At 42.9% G+C, this 17144-nt stretch carries 16 protein-coding genes; 12 read left to right on the forward strand and 4 right to left on the reverse strand.

Annotated elements, in window-relative coordinates:
- Positions 1–202 precede the first annotated feature (202 nt).
- The 3 genes from L4D09_RS04765 to L4D09_RS04775 are packed head-to-tail and all read left to right on the forward strand — an operon-like array spanning position 203 to position 1823.
- Entirely contained in the window at positions 203–847 is a 645-nt protein-coding gene (locus tag L4D09_RS04765) for a hypothetical protein (RefSeq protein ID WP_428456355.1), read from the forward strand.
- A gap of 11 nt (positions 848–858) precedes the next feature.
- Positions 859–1353 (forward strand): site-specific integrase, encoded by a 495-nt coding sequence (locus L4D09_RS04770; protein WP_428456356.1) that lies wholly within the window; start codon positions 859–861, stop codon positions 1351–1353.
- 14 nt (positions 1354–1367) lie between these two features.
- A complete protein-coding gene (locus tag L4D09_RS04775; RefSeq protein WP_428456357.1) occupies positions 1368–1823 on the forward strand; it encodes a hypothetical protein in 456 nt (151 codons plus the stop codon).
- A 112-nt stretch (positions 1824–1935) separates the two neighbouring features.
- On the opposite strand, the gene L4D09_RS04780 is transcribed toward L4D09_RS04775, so the two are convergent.
- Entirely contained in the window at positions 1936–4272 is a 2337-nt protein-coding gene (locus L4D09_RS04780) for a TOTE conflict system archaeo-eukaryotic primase domain-containing protein (RefSeq protein WP_428456358.1), read from the reverse strand.
- A 154-nt stretch (positions 4273–4426) separates the two neighbouring features.
- Between L4D09_RS04780 and L4D09_RS04785 the strand changes: the two genes are divergently transcribed.
- From L4D09_RS04785 to L4D09_RS04795, 3 genes are all read left to right on the forward strand, one after another.
- Positions 4427–5362: a competence protein CoiA family protein gene (locus L4D09_RS04785; RefSeq protein WP_428456359.1), complete on the forward strand. Its 936-nt coding sequence runs from the start codon at positions 4427–4429 to the stop codon at positions 5360–5362.
- A 255-nt stretch (positions 5363–5617) separates the two neighbouring features.
- The gene (hipB, locus tag L4D09_RS04790) at positions 5618–5866 is read left to right on the forward strand and encodes a type II toxin-antitoxin system antitoxin HipB (RefSeq protein ID WP_017034177.1); all 249 of its coding nucleotides are present in this window, start codon (positions 5618–5620) and stop codon (positions 5864–5866) included.
- Positions 5866–7167, forward strand: a complete 1302-nt coding sequence (locus tag L4D09_RS04795) for a type II toxin-antitoxin system HipA family toxin (protein WP_428456360.1) — start codon at positions 5866–5868, stop codon at positions 7165–7167. The genes hipB and L4D09_RS04795 overlap by 1 nt, the downstream gene beginning before the upstream one ends.
- Before the next feature lie 333 nt (positions 7168–7500).
- On the opposite strand, the gene L4D09_RS04800 is transcribed toward L4D09_RS04795, so the two are convergent.
- Positions 7501–8664 carry a threonine/serine exporter family protein gene (locus L4D09_RS04800; protein ID WP_428456361.1) on the reverse strand — a complete coding sequence of 388 codons (1164 nt, stop codon included), beginning with the start codon at positions 8662–8664 and terminating at the stop codon, positions 7501–7503.
- 342 nt (positions 8665–9006) lie between these two features.
- Between L4D09_RS04800 and L4D09_RS04805 the strand changes: the two genes are divergently transcribed.
- From L4D09_RS04805 to yjjX, 5 genes are all read left to right on the forward strand, one after another.
- The gene (locus L4D09_RS04805; RefSeq protein WP_428456491.1) at positions 9007–9099 is read left to right on the forward strand and encodes a DNA/RNA helicase domain-containing protein; all 93 of its coding nucleotides are present in this window, start codon (positions 9007–9009) and stop codon (positions 9097–9099) included.
- Between the two features lie 175 nt (positions 9100–9274).
- Positions 9275–9544, forward strand: coding sequence for a hypothetical protein (locus L4D09_RS04810; RefSeq protein WP_428456362.1), 270 nt, complete (start codon positions 9275–9277; stop codon positions 9542–9544).
- A 263-nt stretch (positions 9545–9807) separates the two neighbouring features.
- Complete coding sequence (locus L4D09_RS04815) at positions 9808–10914, forward strand: M20/M25/M40 family metallo-hydrolase (RefSeq protein WP_428456363.1); 1107 nt, start codon at positions 9808–9810, stop codon at positions 10912–10914.
- A 521-nt stretch (positions 10915–11435) separates the two neighbouring features.
- On the forward strand, positions 11436–12074 hold the full coding sequence (locus L4D09_RS04820) for a helix-turn-helix domain-containing protein (RefSeq protein WP_428456364.1): 639 nt from the start codon (positions 11436–11438) through the stop codon (positions 12072–12074).
- Positions 12075–12184: 110 nt separating this feature from the next.
- Positions 12185–12715: an inosine/xanthosine triphosphatase gene (gene yjjX, locus L4D09_RS04825; RefSeq protein WP_428456365.1), complete on the forward strand. Its 531-nt coding sequence runs from the start codon at positions 12185–12187 to the stop codon at positions 12713–12715.
- Positions 12716–12827: 112 nt separating this feature from the next.
- On the opposite strand, the gene trpR is transcribed toward yjjX, so the two are convergent.
- Both trpR and sltY read right to left on the reverse strand, forming a co-directional pair.
- Entirely contained in the window at positions 12828–13145 is a 318-nt protein-coding gene (gene trpR / locus L4D09_RS04830) for a trp operon repressor (protein ID WP_428456366.1), read from the reverse strand.
- Positions 13146–13229: 84 nt separating this feature from the next.
- Positions 13230–15161 (reverse strand): murein transglycosylase, encoded by a 1932-nt coding sequence (gene sltY / locus L4D09_RS04835; RefSeq protein ID WP_428456367.1) that lies wholly within the window; start codon positions 15159–15161, stop codon positions 13230–13232.
- Positions 15162–15468: 307 nt separating this feature from the next.
- On the opposite strand from sltY, the gene ettA reads away from it, so the two are divergent.
- A complete protein-coding gene (gene ettA / locus L4D09_RS04840) occupies positions 15469–17136 on the forward strand; it encodes an energy-dependent translational throttle protein EttA (RefSeq protein WP_428456368.1) in 1668 nt (555 codons plus the stop codon).
- The last annotated feature ends 8 nt before the right edge of the window (positions 17137–17144 follow it).

Raw genomic sequence — 17144 nt, forward strand, 5'->3', positions numbered from 1 at the left:
CTAATCTATAGTACTAGAAATCATATTTATCAACAATTCAAGCTAGCTAAGCTTTTGTTATTGAAGTCAATTTGGACAGGTGACTCAGCCTCCCGCCAGCTCCACCAAACGTTTGGAAAGGGCGGTAATCGAAAGATTACCGCCCTTTTTGTATCTAAAATCGCAATAATTTGGCTGTTTGTACTAAAACTTGGTACTAAACATGCGCTATCTAAAAATTTCCCACAACGGACATTGGCAATTCAGATATCAGATTCCTCCGAAGTATCGCCACTTGTTTTCTGACATTTCTGAGGTTAAAAAATCTTTTGGAGCTTGTGATCGTCAGCAAGCGGTCATTGAATCTCTAAAATTAGAGTTAGAAATTCGTGTCGCAATTAAAAACAACCAGCCTTTCTCTAGGTCTGAAAGCTCGAATTTAGTACCTGCAAAGCCTGCAACACCTTCGAGAACCAAAAAAACTAGACTCCCCCCTTCTAAAAACCCGTTTACTTGCTTAAAAAAGTATCGAGATTCAAAAAAAGATTTGGTAAATGAAAAGAGTCTAGAGATGACGTATGCCAAGTGCAGTATTGCTCTATCACTGCTCGACATAGAGGACATAAGGGATATTCGTCGCCTCCAAGCTGAAGAAGCTCGCAAGCTGTTAACTCAGTACCCTGTTAATGCAAAAAAGCAAAAACAGCTGGCAGGGTTAAACGGGGTACAAGTCATAGATGCGAACCAAAAACACAACCTACCTACATTAAGCTCTGAGAGTGTTAAAGATTACATCCAAAAGTGCTCATCATTCTTTGAGTGGTGCTTACAAATGGAGCTTACAGATATCAACCCATTTAAAGGGTAACGAATACTCCCGTGATGGCGGCGAGCCTTGTGGCTCCCGTCATCACTCCCCCCGGATACTTTACAGGTGCACGATTGAATGAGCTGTGTCAGTTATACAAAGCGGATCTATTCCAAATAGAAAATACGTGGGTAATCCAGATAAATGACAAATTTGAGGGACAAAGGTTAAAAAATGCCTTTAGTCGTCGTCTTATTCCAATACATCCAAAACTGATTGAATTGGGCTTCTTATGTTTTGTACAAAGCATAAAACACGAACGAATCTTTCCAGAATTGAAAAACCAACGAGATGGCTTTGGTAGATTTAAGAGCAAGTTTGGTTTTAGTAAAGGGCATGATTTTCATTCATTAAGGAACACTGTGGCAACTCAATTTAAGCAAAGCGACGTATCAGCGGTTATTGAGAAGCAATACTACTCGGATATAAATCGCCTAAGCTCCATATTAGAATATGGGGATAGCCCTAGAAAGCCTAGAAGTAAAGAGCTGTCCTGTTTGCTATAACGAGTTTCAACGAAATGATGACCATACAACGAAAGTACACAAGAGTGCTCAAGGAGAACAAAAAAATTGATGGTATGATTTATGAACTGACTCAAGTAAAAAATCAATTTGAGAAAGAAATAGAAGAAATAACTCTTCTAATCAAAGATAATCAACAATTGTTCGATCAAACATCTCTTCAGCTTGAAGGGATGCTAAGCAGTTCTTTGAAAGATCACATGTCGAATGTAGACAGCCTTCAAGGCAAGCTTCGAGAAGTAAAAATGGAGCTATCTTCTAAGTATTATTTAAATGATCTAATGCAACAGAAAGAAGAAATGGAATCATTAATCCAATCATCTAAAGGGACTCGTGATTTCCCCTCTATCAACACCTCTACGATGGAAGAGCTATACCTAATTGATTGGGGATATATGAAGATTGATAGCGGTAGAGTTATATATAGCGAAGCTGACGATGATTTGTTATAGCAGGAGAGTCTAGAAAGCTAGCAGGTAAAGGCTACCGCTCTATAACGCATGCGGCATTTACACTATCCATATCCTATACCTCGAACTATTCAAACCGATTAGGTTTGGCTTGCTATATAAGCAAACCCTCGTCTGGAACCTCCACAAAACCCAACGCTCTATAACCTTTATCTCTTTTCTTAAACATCCTAGACAGCATAGGGATTTTCGAGTCGACGTAGTCGATAACTTTAACTTCATCTTTCCCTTCAAACTCACGCTGTATTCGACCAACATACTGAATAAGTGAACCTTTCCAGGATACTGGTAGTGCTAATATCAGAGTATCTAGCCTGGGTAAATCGAAACCCTCCCCGATAAATCTCCCAGTAGCAACAAGTACTTCGGTGGTTGCTAGTTTCTCCATGACGTCTGCTTGCTGCTTTTTTTTCATTGCACCGACAAACACTTGATGTTTAAGTCCCGTATCATCAAGTAGCTTAGATATTATATTGGCATGCTCTCTTCGCTCTGTTAATACGATAGGGACTCTTCCTTTACCAACTTCATATTTAATGTCCTCAATAATGACCTTGTTACGTTCAGAGTGCAGCATCAACCAACGGTACACATCAGAAATATGAGGTTTGGGTTCATCCGAAATCAAACTTAGCGGCACTTCAAATAACAAAGCTTTCTTTTCTAATCGCTGAACAAGTCGAGATCTTTGGGCAGACTTGATGCTATGCCTGACCCTACCCGCTTGCATGAAGATAATAGGGTGATGTCCATCTCGCCTTTCTAAAGTAGCACTTATCCCAACAACAAATTTGGCATGCGACTCAGATAGAACTCGTTCAAATTGAGGTGCTGACAGATGATGGCATTCATCGACTATGACTTGTCCATAGTCCTGAATCAGTTCATTGACACAATTATCACTCCTGTTGAACAAACTTTGATACGTCGCAATATCGATCTGCCCTGTTGGCTTTTTCTTGCTTCCAGTCCACACTCCAACATCAACCCCCAGTGCAAAAACCTTGAGTCTCTCTTGCCATTGTTCTACGAGCTGTTTGTTGTGAACTAACACTAACGTATTAACTTTTCTTTGGCATATGAGGCCAATGGCGGTAATCGTTTTGCCAAATGCTGTAGGCGCATGAAGTACGCCATTGTCATATTGAAGAAGTTTATTAACAGCTTTACGTTGCGCTGAACGCAGGGAACCAACAAATTTAATAGTGCCTAATAGCCGCCCTTCAATCCTCTTGTCTTCTACCTGTAACGAAATTCCATTAGAGGAACAGATATCCTCCAAATCATCCAAGCACCCTCTTGGCAAACTCAAATAGCCGCTGTCTATCTCCGCTAGACAAATGAACCGAGCAATTCCATTTGTAGATAAGCGCAATCCCAGGGCCTTGAAGAACTTTGGATTTGAGAAAGATGCGACTTTCTTTAACTGGGCGATTAAAGGGTTAGGGAGACTAGACAACGGGATATAGAGTCGATTAGCAATAACCGCTTGCAACACTTCAGGGCAACCTTCTATAGCGTTCCTAGTGGGTAGAGAGCGCTCCCAAGGGGTTTGCTGACAGATATCTGCCGATGTCTGCTCTTGATGTGTTCGATTATTTAAAAGTGCTTCGACTTTTACAGGCGCTACACGTTTTGTTGAAACCAGAGCAGCCCATTGATCGGCACAAGCAACGAATGATTGGTCAACAAATGTCGAATTACCACACGACCGTGATTGCTTTTGCAATGGCAGAGCTATCAAATTGCCAATACCTCCTACTGGAAGTACATCTTGGTTGGGAAAAAGCCTATCGTAAGACTCAAAAGATAAAACGCCATGAATTTTCATCGCTTCATCTAAGAGGAAAAAACCTAACTGACGAGCTAGTTTGGCTTCTATGGCTTGATCGAAGAAAATCCACACGTGTGCGCCATTCCCAGACCTTGAGCGCTCTAGTAGGCAATCAATTCCATTCTGTCGGCATGCATTGACATAAGCTATTGATGCTAATTGCCAGTCACTTTTGTCGAAATCAACGGCTAGCAACCAACATGTGTTGTTCGATAGCATTGGGTATAAGCCAATGACTTCTTTCCCTGTTAAGTGATTATAGATCGCATCTTCATCTAAAGACTTGAACGCTTGGTTGGGACATTCTAAACATTTAGTCTTAGGTTTATTGCAGAGTCCTTGCTGCCATTCATTATGGCACGCCACTGCATAACCACTTCTCCCTTTATTGTTCTGCCAACGATGCGCATAACAATAGTCATTCCCCCTAAAGTAGGCCTTGAATAAAGCAACTTTTTGCCATGGAGAATACTCATGTTGATCACCTGCCGTCGAGCTGGCGTTTTGAGCTAATAAAGACTGGCGGCGCTGCTCTAAATGGCTTAGCTCGACCCTTAGCTCTAAGATCTGTTGTTCAATCCTTTGAAGCTCATCCATATTTAGTCCCAGCGGTCGGTCCGACTACACAAGTCAGTGCGTATTAAAACATAAGAAACCACAAGCATTATTTTTAACTGTCTAACATATTTGCCAAGCTTTCTAGCTTATTATGATGATATCAACACCCCAACAATTAACAGCATAACGTAACATGACAATTCAACACGTTCCTTTTGGCTTAAGAATCGAAGACCATTCCTTTGTGGATGTCTGCGATGTCGCTCGCGGAAAAAAATGTGATTGTATTTGTCCGTCTTGTCACACTCCACTCATAGCCCGACAAGGAGAAGAGAAGCAGTGGCACTTTGCCCATGCAACTCGCAAAGTAGATAAAACCGATAAGGAGTGTGACTTCTCCTTCTTTGTTTCCGTCAGAATGATGGCAAGGCAAGTTATCGAAACGGGTATTAGGATCGCTCTCCCAGAGTACAAGTGCACTGTAGCTCGTCAGGCTAAAGGAACCCACTTCAAAGAAGAATTTTTGGTAGCAAAACAAACAACTATCGAACTAAAAGACGTACATAAGGAAGCACCGTTTTCAAATTGCGTTGTCGACATTGTTGGTAAGGTTCAAGCCTTCTCTTTTGTCATATACTTTACCCACCCAAATCGCCCACTCCCTGCGAGTCTTCATGTCTCTGATAACCAACAAAGTGGTGTACTAGAAATTAAACTCGATGATACACACCACTTGTTCAAAGAAAATAAAGCTGGAACTAGGCAACTAGATAGGCTAAAGCTCTTTCTACAAAATGACCTGTCATCCAAGAGCTGGGTATTTCATCCACGAAAAGCATCAATACAGAAAGCAGCATATCAACGTTTGAACTCGACTATCGCTAGCTATCAAGTCAATCGTCACTCAACAACTAGTCATTCTAGCCATGGAAGTCGTGTTTCCTATCAGCACAACGACCCTTGGCTTGCGCCAAGAAACAAACCGACAGCTCCACCGTCACCGCTCCCCAAAAGAACAGCTACATTCGAATGCATCATGTGTAACTGCCAATGGCAAGCTTCATTACCAGGGCAACCTACCTGCCCTAAATGTCATAACCACCTGTATGCTACCGAGGTCTCTTCGTGATAAAGACACATCAAGTGTACATTTTATTCCCCTGTTCATTTTTTATGAACAAACTAAAAAACTGAACAGAACCCGATGCTCCCTATGTCCTCACCATGCCATCCAATATCCCCACAAAGGGATACAAACTGCAAAATACCCTTGTGGGGATATGATGGACAGTATCCCCACTAAGGGATATACTTTACGATATCCCCACCAGAGGATAATGAGAGATATGAAGTCGCACCTTAACTCTATAGAGGGCTGAAACAAATGATATATAGTCCAAAGCAACTCGCTGACATGATGCTACTAATAAGGCAAAAGAACGGCTGGACTCAATCAGAGTTGGCCAAAAGGGTAGGCATAAAGCAAGCAACTATCTCAAACTTCGAAAATAGTCCTGATAAGACAACACTTTCGACTTTCTTTAAACTTATTCAGGCGATGGAACTGACACTGAGCATCCAGGAAAAAGCACAAGTAAGTTCACAAGATAGCCAAGATGATGAGAACTGGTAATGCAAAAACTAAACGCATACATGAACGGAGAACTAGTAGGGACTCTCAACAAACAGAAGAATGGTGCTCATACTTTTCAGTATGATAAGACCTGGGTAACCAGTGACAAGTCCCGACCACTATCATTGTCTCTAAAATTACAACTGCCACCTATAACTTCAGACTCAGTCATCAACTATTTCGACAACCTTTTACCTGATAGCTCAAAGGTGAGAGATAGGATCGTAGCTCGTTATAAAACTTCATCTAAGCAGCCATTCGATCTTCTCAAAGAAGTTGGTAAAGATAGCGTCGGAGCTATTGCATTAATTTCTCCTGAACAACCTTACAAAAATGAACCACTCAATTACCAAGTCCTAGATGATAAAAAGTTGGATGCCGTGCTCTCAGCTTACAAATCCGATATCCCCCTCGGAATGGTTGAAGAAGAAGAAGATTTCAGAATATCAGTGGCTGGTGCTCAAGAAAAAACAGCACTCCTATTCGTTAATGAACAATGGAGTATCCCCAAAGGTAATACTCCAACAACTCATATCATCAAACTACCAATTGGCGAAATACAACAAGCAAACGCAACATTAGATCTTAAAGACAGTGTTGAAAATGAATACCTTTGCATCGAGTTAGCTAAAGCACTAGGGTTTGCAGTTCCCAATGTCCACATGATCAAAACTGATAACCTGAAAGCTTTAGCTGTAGAGCGATTCGATAGACGCTGGACTAAAGATAAAGCTAACTTACTCCGTCTACCTCAAGAAGACATGTGCCAAGTATTTGGTATGCCATCATCAATCAAGTACGAATCTCAAGGTGGCCCTGGTATTTCGGAAATCATGAAGCTACTAATGGGTTCAAGTAATGCTCTAGAAGATCAGTATAACTTCATGAAGTTCCAAGTTTTTCAGTGGATTATAGGGGCAACCGATGGGCATGCTAAGAACTATTCTATTTATATTGAGAAGGGAGGGAGTTATCGTTTAACTCCATTCTACGATATTTTATCAGCATACCCGCTTCTGGGTGGTCGAGGTCTGAATATAAGAAAACTCAAGCTAGCAATGGGACTCAAAGCGACTAGAGGGAAAAAGTATGAAATTAACAAAATCTTACCTCGACACTTTCTGGATACAGCTAAAGCTGTAAACTTCAGCCAAGATAAGATGCAAGAGATATTGAATGAGCTAAAAGATGAGTTCCCCGAAGCAATGTTACAAGTAAAAGCAAAGCTACCTGAAGATTTCCCTGAGAAGATCTCAGATTCAATTTTTGAAAATGCTACAAAGATACTTTCGAAGATTTAGTATTCAGAAAGTATATCTGATGCAATAAGCTATAGGGATACTTCACTGACAAATAGAACATTTAGCTATACTTGAACACATATTTATATCCATATTACATATAAAGACGGGGGTTCAGTTCCTTTTTAAGCAGGATTTTAATGTAACATCTGAAGTAACATTAAATTAGAACATTGACTCTAAAGCCTTGCTTGTTGGCATTTGACACAACCATTCAGCTCCCGCCAGCCCAAACGTTTGGAAAGGGCGGGAATCGAAAGATTACCGCCCTTTTTGTATTTAGCGGTTCAGAACAGTGACTGAACATCAATCACAGCGAAAAGAGGTGTAGGCCTAGCGATCTATCTTTGGAGAGTAAAGCGAATAAGCGGTGATCTGCCCTGCCACAATCGCTGAAAACATGAAGATGGCTGATAAGCCGATATTAGGAATAGGCAAGATGGATTGCTCGAATACTGATTGGCTCGCGCTGATCAAAACTCGACTACCGGGAACCAGAATGATGATCCCCTGCACAATATAAATAGATCCTGTTAGATTAAGCAGCTTGGCAATTTTAGTACCATACAAGGTGATCAACACCGTTGTAACCCAAGTGCCCACTACCCAGTCGCCACCAAAGCCCAAGTACATCGGCCCCCACATCCCCAATACTGCAACCGGTAGACCAAGCAAAATATCTTGTGGGCGTGCATTGAAGATCACCCCAATCGATGTAGAAATCAACATCAAACCAAAGACATGCAGCCATAGGGGTATTTCATTGGTATACGGGATAGTATCTACAGCCCCCCACCAAGCTTCGCCGATGCTCAGACCAATCATCACTCCGATAAACAGTTTGAGTAGGGTTAGCATACTTTGTCCGAGTAAAGCGGTACCAGAGACCAAATCGTTGAATGCCAAACACTCCAATGAGTTAGCAATCGATAATCCGGGGACAAACAAGACTATCGAAGCAATACACAGCGCCCAAACAGGCACATGAATACCAAGGCTAACGATAAAGGCAACAAACAAACCGGTTAACAATGCCGCGATAAACTCAGCAGCAATTGCACGGCGGCCATGGCAAACCAACTGTACTAACCAAACCATCAACCCTAGCAAAGTGGCATACCCTACCGCTTCCAGTGTACTACCAACCAACATTAGATAGGCAGGGGGTATCCCCATATTGGCCAATGCCACGACCCAAGTCGGGTAGTGAAAGTCTTCTGCTGGCTTTTCTTTGCGAGGTTGATTAATGCGATCAATGGTATTAGCTAGTAAGGCCAGATCAATAGAGGCGGGTTTGTGGCGCTTAAGAACTACGGTATCTCTCTTACCAAGAAACTGATAGTTAATCGAGGTTGGCATGGCCTGCACCATGACTTCCGCATCATATTTTTTAGCGTAGTGCTGAGTATACTTTTCCACCTTGTAGGGTGGGCATCCACAGCGATGCAATGTATCCCCAATTTCTACAACTTTATTGATTATGTATTGTGAAGTCATAGTCAGATCAGAGTGAGTAAAAAACGCCCGTAAGGTAACAAATAAGTGCCACAGATACGAGTGAGCGTAGTCTCAGAAATAGCATTATATCTATGCTATTTCACCTGCAATAGGTTTTAGCAATTTAATGCTGTTAAGTTGTTGAAACTTATATGCAATTTATTTCTCAATAATATTATAAGCTCTTTCTTTTACTGCCTATAGTCACCGTTTAATAATCAAAAACTTAGCGCAAATATCAGTTATCGCTAAAAACATTGATGGATTGCCATTTTCTCATGCAGATTATCATTACAATGGTGATCACTTTGAACACTGGCGCTTTAATGGGACTCGCAGGCAATAAAGAAATCAGACGATAAACGCTATCTTGAAAATGCCTACCGAGTGCTATTAACTAGGGCTAGACAAGGAATAGTTATCTTTATTCCATAGGGGAATGATGATGATATTACAAGGCCTAAAGGCTTCTACACACATATCAGTATCTTCGTGAGTGTAGGTTTAAGCTTGTGGAATAACAGTCTCTTTGAGAAACATCAAAACCATCAATCAACTAGTGATATATTATTCAGTACAGTCATAGAATGAAATTAAGATGGAATTTAAAATGAAAGCGTCTCTCCTCGGCAAAATGCGTAAACTGTTAGCATGTAGCGTCATCGCTCCTTTAACACTTTCATTCATGAGCTTGAGTTTGCAAGCCAGTGAGTTCGAGGATATGGTTGAGCAGCATAATATTGAAGTTCAGAAAAAAATTGATCTTACCAATAAAAAAATGGATGCGCTTTATGCCATAGAAGAGCTCAATGCTAACGAAGAAGAGCAGCTTTTCCAGTTAGAGAACTCACTTGATGAGTTGTATGAAACGCTAATGTAGCGCCTAGCCCTTAGCAACAGACAGCGAATTATTTATGGCCTTCGTTCTTGTATAGATAAAGTAACGAGGGCCTAAAATCCCACTCAGCATTTAACGACTTCAATACACACGCCCAACCCACCCAGAACATTCTACCAACAAGCTAGAGTTATTGACTTAACATTTCAATTATTACAGTGATAAACACCACGGAATTGGTCGAAGATCAAAGACGCGCCCATTATTTGGCATATAAGATAGCCTTAATAATTGGAGGTGTTTTAATGGCAAATATCAATCAGGATCGTCTGATCCAACACTTTATTGATCTTGTAAAGATCGACAGCGAATCACGTAACGAGAAAGCAATTGCAGAAGCATTAGCAGAGCAGCTAGGCGCTATTGGTTTTGAAGTACAAAACTTACCGGTTCCCGCTGAGATCTCAAATGGCTTCAATATCTACGCCAAACTAGAAGGCAAGCTTGAAGGTACGATTCTACTAAGCTGCCACATGGATACAGTTACTCCAGGTAACGGTATCGAACCAATTATTGAAGATGGCATCATCCGCTCAAAAGGCGATACCATTCTTGGTGGTGATGATAAGTCTGGCATTGCTGCAATCATGGAAGCGGTTCGCTCTATTAAAGCAGATGGCCGTGATCACCAAACCATTGAGCTGGCTTTCACTGTGTATGAAGAAGGCGGCCTACACGGCTCTCAAAACTTCGACATGAGCAAAGTAGAGTCATTAACGGGTATTGTCTTTGATTCTGGTGGCGATATTGGCACCATCATCACAACAGCACCGGGTCAGCAGAACCTGAAAGTAAACATTACAGGTAAACCTGCACATGCTGGCCTTGCGCCTGAAGAAGGCATTAACGCCCTAACAGTCGCTGCTGATGCAATCACAAATATGAACCTATCTCGCATTGATGAAGAAACAACAGCAAACATTGGTGTTGTTAAAGGCGGTCAGGCAACGAACATCGTTATGCCAGAGCTATTCATTGAAGCTGAAGCGCGTTCATTAGATGATGACAAGCTACAAGCACAAGTTGATCATATGATCAGCACATTTGAAGCAGCGGCAGAGAAACATGGCGCTGAAATCAACATTGCTTCGACTCGTGCTTACAATGCCTACCGCATTGATAGCAACGACGCGCATGTGGAAAAAATCAAAGCCGCATTCAAAGCTAACGGTATTGACGCTGTGACTAAGCCTACGGGTGGTGGTAGCGATGCTAACATCTTTAACAGTAAAGGCTTGAAGACCGTTAACCTGTCGACGGGTATGGCGAAAGTACATACGACTGAAGAGTTCATCAAGATTGATGACATGGTAGAAATTACAGAGTTCCTGTATACCTACCTAACTCGCTAAGCATATTACGGCGGGTATGTTTATACCTTACTCGCCGTATTTCCTACAATCCCATCAGGGTATACCCCACTTTATCCGTAACACTTCATAGCTTCTAATTTTATTCTAGCGAGACGAATCTCACTCGGCTTCCCCCCCAAAATATGCCAATCTGTCGTCAATAGCACCAAAAATGCGCTTTACCTCTACCACAATAATATTCGCATAAATAACCTATTTACTTTCAACCATTTACATAAAATCGCACGCTTTTTATAGTGTCGCACGTTTTTTATGCAGAAATTCATAGCACATGTAAAACGTGATCTTTATTCAAGTGAAGCATAAGCACATGACTTATTTCACTAAGTGAATTTTGTCCCTTTTTTTACCCATATTCCATTTTCAATATATTCCTTTGACGAAACCAATCGCATTTTCCATACCTGATTGCTCCCTTTAACACTGTTATCAGTAAAATCATTTATGACTTTTAAGAATGCATTTTGTGTTCAACAACTTTAAGCAGGAAGCTAGTGACTATGGAATATTTAGAACGAATTAAGCGATTAGCTAAAATACAAGGGATCAGCCAAAAGCAACTCGGTGAGTCTCTTGAATTGCAACAAGGCACAATGAGCCGTAAATTATCCGGTAAATACGGTATCGAAGTTCGTGAACTTGAAAAAATTGCTGAGGCACTAAGTACATCTATTAGCTATCTACTTACTGGGCAAGTAGATACTAGCACTCAAGCAACGACAACAATCAATAATGAATCGGTATCAGGCACTACGAGTACCTATATCCCGATTATCCACCGTAAAGATTTCTTGTCTTACAACAGCGGCGCAACTGTTGATGTGGTGAGCAAGCGAGCGATCCCTCACCATTTAGATCGTGATGAATGCCTAGGCCTATTAATCGACAATGAGAATATCGCCCAATGTGCACCGGTTGGTAGCTATGCGTTAGCGACTCGCGAAGCGACGTACCGACCTAAACAACCTGTGTTTGCTTCTGTTAGAGGCAGTGAACCCGACTTCTATCACATGACTCAGTTGGCTGACGGTGTGGTTTTCTCAACCTCACAACCTGATTTTCCTAACCTGTTTGTAAATAACGGTGAATTCCAAATCCACGGCTATATCATTCAATCGGATTGGTCATTCGACCGCTAATCCATCAGAATAAGTCATTCTGAGTAACACAAAAAACTAGCCTCCATGGCGGTGTGACAACACGCCGCCATACAGTACAATAATCGGCAATCAAACAATGGAAGTCTGCTATGCCTACGATTATTGTCGCCTCAACTAACCCCGCTAAGATCTCTGCGGTTGAAGACGCATTTAACATGGTCTTTCCCGACCAATCCTTCTCTGTTGAAGGTATCAGTGTTGCGAGCGGTGTTAGAGAGCAACCCATGTGTGCCGATGAAACATTACAAGGCGCACGAAACCGTGTTTATAACGCTCGCCAAGCAGTCAAGGATTCCGATTTTTACGTGGGACTTGAAGCTGGTATCGACGGCCATTTCACGTTTGCTTGGATGGTGATCGAAAGCGGTGAACAGCGTGGTGAGGCCCGTTCAGCCTCTTTACCTCTCCCTCCTCTCGCGCTAGAAAAATTGCATCAAGGCACTGAATTGGGTGATGTGATGGACGAGATGTTCAACCAAACAAATATCAAGCAGAAAGGTGGCGCCATTGCGATGCTAACGAACCACCTACTAAGCCGCAGCTCGGTGTATCAACAAGCGCTTATCTTGGCCTTGATCCCTTTTATCAATCCTGCTTTGTTTCATTCTGAAAATGCCTAGCCGCAATTACTATCGCTCATAATAAAAGCGCCCCAGGCAGTGTTATCACTATCTGGGGCGTATTTATCTCTAAACTAAAATCTATGGCGGCAGAACGTTAGCTTTATTACCGCTATGCTTTCACTCGCTGTTGTTCTAGCAAGCTAGCCAACCATATTTTGGTGTCTTCATCATGATGCTTCAGCTCATTAGAGCCTCGCGTAATCGTGGCCACCCCCACACCGAGTAGCTCACTGATTTTCCGCTGACTGCGTTCGCCATTTAGCAATTCATGTAGAATATTAACGCGGGAAAGTAGCACCGAACGCTCATCTGGCGTTAATAGCAACCTTAGTAAGGTATCATCTTTTTCTTCCGCTGCTGCCTGACGTAAAATATCAACAACTTGCTGCCACTCAGAAAATTCCGGCGTTTCTTGGATATTCGACATGTCATCCTCATCATGATGTACTCGTTCTCGAGTACTGATTCTATCTGTTTCCGAGTGCGTAACCTAGTACCGATTGAATAATTTCTAATACTTGGCTTTTAGCTCATTATGTTTTAATAGCGGGGTATCAACCCCAGTCAAATCACCGTAGTACACTTCAAACATCAAGACGTTTTGAACATAACCCCGGGTTTCGTTAAATGGGATAGCTTCAATAAAAGCGTAAACATCCAACTTCTCATCAGTTTCTTTACGCCAACGAGTCACTCGAGATGGCCCAGCATTATAGGCGGCAAACGCAAAGATACGGTTATTATCATAACGGTCTAACATCATTTTTAAATAACCGCTGCCTAAGCGAATGTTCACACCAGGATCAAATAAACTGCTTTGCCCGGCATAGTTACGCCCTAACTTCTTCGCTGTTTCTTTTGCGGTAGCAGGCATCAATTGCATTAAGCCTCTCGCCCCAACAGGTGAAACGGCTTCGACATTTAACGCACTTTCTTGGCGGGCCAGCGCCATCATCGTGGTCATAGGAAGGTCGCGTTTTTTACTAAAGAAATCAAACCACCATTTGTGCGCAATAGGAAAACGCAGTTCAAGGTGATCCCAAAGTTTGCCTGATATCGTTGCCTGTACTGCTAAATGATGCCATTTATTCGCCACAGCATAAGCAGCAAGCACTGCAATTTGATCTCCGCTTTTTCCTCGAAGTAAGTAATGCCACTCTCGATTGGCATCCAGTAACTTATCTAAAACAATCAGCTCTTCAATGCGGGAAAGTGCTGTGTCATATTCTTTGGTCTTGGCCCCGTCAAGAGTGATTGTTTTCGTCGGGTATTCAATTTCTTCCTCTAAGATAGTTGCAGCGGCGACACTATAGAAATCCCGCTGTCCCAATAAGCTACGGTAGCCTTTTTCAGCTAGCTCATCATCACCGGCGTATTCGGCTAACCTTGCTTGCCAAAATTGCCAGCGAGTCGTTTGTCTTGCACTCTCTGGTAAACGTTGAACCCACTTACTCACTTCACTCCAATCCGCTTCCCGGATCGAGACACGGATCCGGCGTTCTAATAACCTTACGCTCTGACTTGCCGCTAAATGTTTATCCCGCCATTGAATTAAGCTTTTATCATCGGTTGAAAACAAACGCCCTGCGGCATAATCAGCAAATGCCTGACGCTTTGCTTTATCAAAGTGTTGACCATCCATTGTGCGTTGATATTGCTTTACTGCTTCGCGTATATCTTCTCGCGCCAATTTCTTATAGGCGAGTTCCGTCAAACCTTGGTTAAACGGTGTGACCTTGCTGCGCTTGGCATAACTTGCCACCCCCTCGGGTTTGTCATACAGCGACAACACCGCTTTGCCTCTATTCTTTCCACTGCCATTAAGCTGCTTATTCAGGTACTTCAGCCGATTGCGGTCACCTTCTGAATACACCAATAGCATGCGATCTAAAATCAGGGCATTCGTTCTTTTGCCCGCCTTTTCCCATTGAGACAGTAGCGGATCACAGGCATCATTCGTGGACCTTCCTGTCAGCCATAATGACTGCGCTCCCTGCCAAGCAAGTTCTTTATTGCCTAGCTGAGCCTGTGCGTAATAATAGTGACAGCGAAGTACTTCACTACGTGGTGGGGTTTGCTGCACATCAACAAAATTCTGCCAGCGCTTGGTCTCTGCAAGGTGAGTTAAGTAGCGGTTGTTGATCGTTGTGCTAAATGGCAGCTCTTTATATTCGTCAACGAACGCGTTGACTTCTGAAGGGGATTTCGTCGAAAGATCGCGCGAGAAACGCCGATAATCAAGGTAAGGGGCTAATGGGTAATCATCCAGTTTACTGCGCAGTTGCTGATACGCTTTAAGCTCGTCATCTTCCAATGACACTTGTGCTTGCTCATACCATTCCCGCTGCTGTTCAATCGAGCTGGCGTGTACTGGCGTTATTAGCCATCCTCCGATAGCAAACAACAGGCCTGATAGTAAATTACGGTTAAAAGTGACAATCACAACACCATCCTATTATTATCTGCATCCATGTCTAATCAGGCTTTATATGTCTCTAAACCCCTGAAGTATGTCAGTTATTGCATACAAATTTTTCACTAACAAGCATAGAGCAGCAAGATTGGAAACAGGTCAAACCATCACGCTGATCATCACATGTTGCGACTAACGTCCATTGCAGAGTGACCAACGCCTAGATCCTGACGAGTATTTATTCAGCTTATGCACTAATTATGAACATTGCTGTTAAACTTATGTCCAGAACAGGTAAAATACCCCTTTCCATTAAGTTTAGAGATCGCAATCGGATATGGCTGAATACGTCTATACCATGTCGCGCGTGGGTAAAATCGTCCCACCAAAGCGTCAAATCCTAAAAGATATTTCATTGAGCTTCTTCCCTGGTGCCAAAATTGGTGTACTAGGTTTGAACGGTTCTGGTAAATCAACCTTACTGCGCATCATGGCTGGTATCGACACCGATATTGAAGGTGAAGCTCGCCCGCAAACGGGCTTGAAAGTCGGTTACTTGCCTCAGGAACCAGTACTGGATGAAGAAAAAACAGTACGCGAAATTGTAGAAGAATCTGTTGCGGACGTTAAAGAAGCGCTAACTCGCCTAGATGCGGTATACGCAGCCTACGCAGAACCAGACGCTGATTTTGACGTCCTAGCAAAAGAGCAGGGTGAACTTGAAGCGCTGATCGAAACTAAAGACGGCCACAATCTGGAAATGCAGCTAGAACGTGCTGCTGACGCGCTTCGCCTACCAGAGTGGGACGATAAGATTAAGCACCTGTCTGGTGGTGAGCGCCGCCGTGTTGCTATCTGCCGTCTACTGCTAGACAAGCCTGACATGCTGTTACTTGATGAGCCAACGAACCACCTTGATGCAGAATCAGTGGCATGGCTTGAGCATTTCCTTGTTGATTACAGCGGCACTGTTGTGGCAATTACCCACGACCGTTACTTCCTTGATAACGCTGCAGGCTGGATCTTAGAGCTTGACCGTGGTGAAGGTATTCCATGGGAAGGTAACTACACATCTTGGCTAGAGCAGAAAGATGCCCGTCTACAGCAGGAGTCATCTCAAGAACAGGCTCGCCAAAAAACCATCGCGAAAGAGCTAGAATGGGTACGTCAGAACCCTAAAGGCCGTCAGGCGAAATCAAAAGCACGTATGGCGCGCTTTGAAGAGCTAAACACCAGCGATCACCAAAAACGTAATGAAACTAACGAACTGTTCATCCCACCAGGTGAGCGTTTGGGTGACAAAGTCATCGATGTGACGAACCTAACCAAGTCATACGGTGATCGCGTTCTTATTGATGACCTGTCATTTAGCATGCCTAAAGGTGCGATTGTTGGCATCATCGGTGCGAATGGTGCGGGTAAATCAACCCTATTCAAGATGTTGAGCGGTGCTGAGCAACCAGACTCTGGCACAATTGATATGGGTACGACCGTAAGCCTTGCTTCTGTTGATCAGTTCCGTGACAGCATGAACGATGACAACACCGTGTATCAGGAAATCTCTGAAGGCGCGGAAATCATCCGTATCAACAACTACGAAGTAGCGGCACGTGCCTATGTATCACGCTTCAACTTCCGTGGTAGTGATCAACAAAAACGCATTGGCGACTTGTCTGGTGGTGAGCGTAACCGTGTTCACTTGGCGAAGCTTCTGAAAGCTGGCGGTAACGTACTGCTACTCGATGAACCAACCAATGACCTTGACGTTGAAACACTGCGAGCACTTGAAGAAGCACTGCTTGAGTTCCCTGGTTGTGCCATGGTTATCTCGCACGACCGTTGGTTCCTTGACCGTATCGCGACCCACATTCTTGACTACCGTGATGAAGGTCAGGTTAACTTCTTTGAAGGTAACTACACCGAATACACAGATTGGTTGAAGAAAACACTGGGCGCGCAAGCAGCTGAGCCACACCGTATCAAGTACAAGCGTATTACGAAGTAATGTCGCCA

The sequence above is a fragment of the Photobacterium makurazakiensis genome, assembly GCF_050336715.1.
In the GTDB taxonomy this organism is placed as follows: domain Bacteria; phylum Pseudomonadota; class Gammaproteobacteria; order Enterobacterales; family Vibrionaceae; genus Photobacterium; species Photobacterium makurazakiensis.

Excerpts from the sequence above, each read along its gene's own strand:
- L4D09_RS04775 (WP_428456357.1), top strand. The coding sequence starts at position 1,368 with ATGATGACCATACAACGAAAGTACACAAGAGTGCTCAAGGAGAACAAA.
- L4D09_RS04785 (WP_428456359.1), top strand. The coding sequence starts at position 4,427 with ATGACAATTCAACACGTTCCTTTTGGCTTAAGAATCGAAGACCATTCC.
- L4D09_RS04795 (WP_428456360.1), top strand. The coding sequence starts at position 5,866 with ATGCAAAAACTAAACGCATACATGAACGGAGAACTAGTAGGGACTCTC.
- hipB (WP_017034177.1), top strand. The coding sequence starts at position 5,618 with ATGATATATAGTCCAAAGCAACTCGCTGACATGATGCTACTAATAAGG.
- L4D09_RS04780 (WP_428456358.1), bottom strand. The coding sequence starts at position 4,272 with ATGGATGAGCTTCAAAGGATTGAACAACAGATCTTAGAGCTAAGGGTC.
- trpR (WP_428456366.1), bottom strand. The coding sequence starts at position 13,145 with ATGTCGAATATCCAAGAAACGCCGGAATTTTCTGAGTGGCAGCAAGTT.
- L4D09_RS04810 (WP_428456362.1), top strand. The coding sequence starts at position 9,275 with ATGAAAGCGTCTCTCCTCGGCAAAATGCGTAAACTGTTAGCATGTAGC.
- L4D09_RS04815 (WP_428456363.1), top strand. The coding sequence starts at position 9,808 with ATGGCAAATATCAATCAGGATCGTCTGATCCAACACTTTATTGATCTT.
- L4D09_RS04765 (WP_428456355.1), top strand. The coding sequence starts at position 203 with ATGCGCTATCTAAAAATTTCCCACAACGGACATTGGCAATTCAGATAT.
- L4D09_RS04820 (WP_428456364.1), top strand. The coding sequence starts at position 11,436 with ATGGAATATTTAGAACGAATTAAGCGATTAGCTAAAATACAAGGGATC.
- L4D09_RS04800 (WP_428456361.1), bottom strand. The coding sequence starts at position 8,664 with ATGACTTCACAATACATAATCAATAAAGTTGTAGAAATTGGGGATACA.
- yjjX (WP_428456365.1), top strand. The coding sequence starts at position 12,185 with ATGCCTACGATTATTGTCGCCTCAACTAACCCCGCTAAGATCTCTGCG.
- ettA (WP_428456368.1), top strand. The coding sequence starts at position 15,469 with ATGGCTGAATACGTCTATACCATGTCGCGCGTGGGTAAAATCGTCCCA.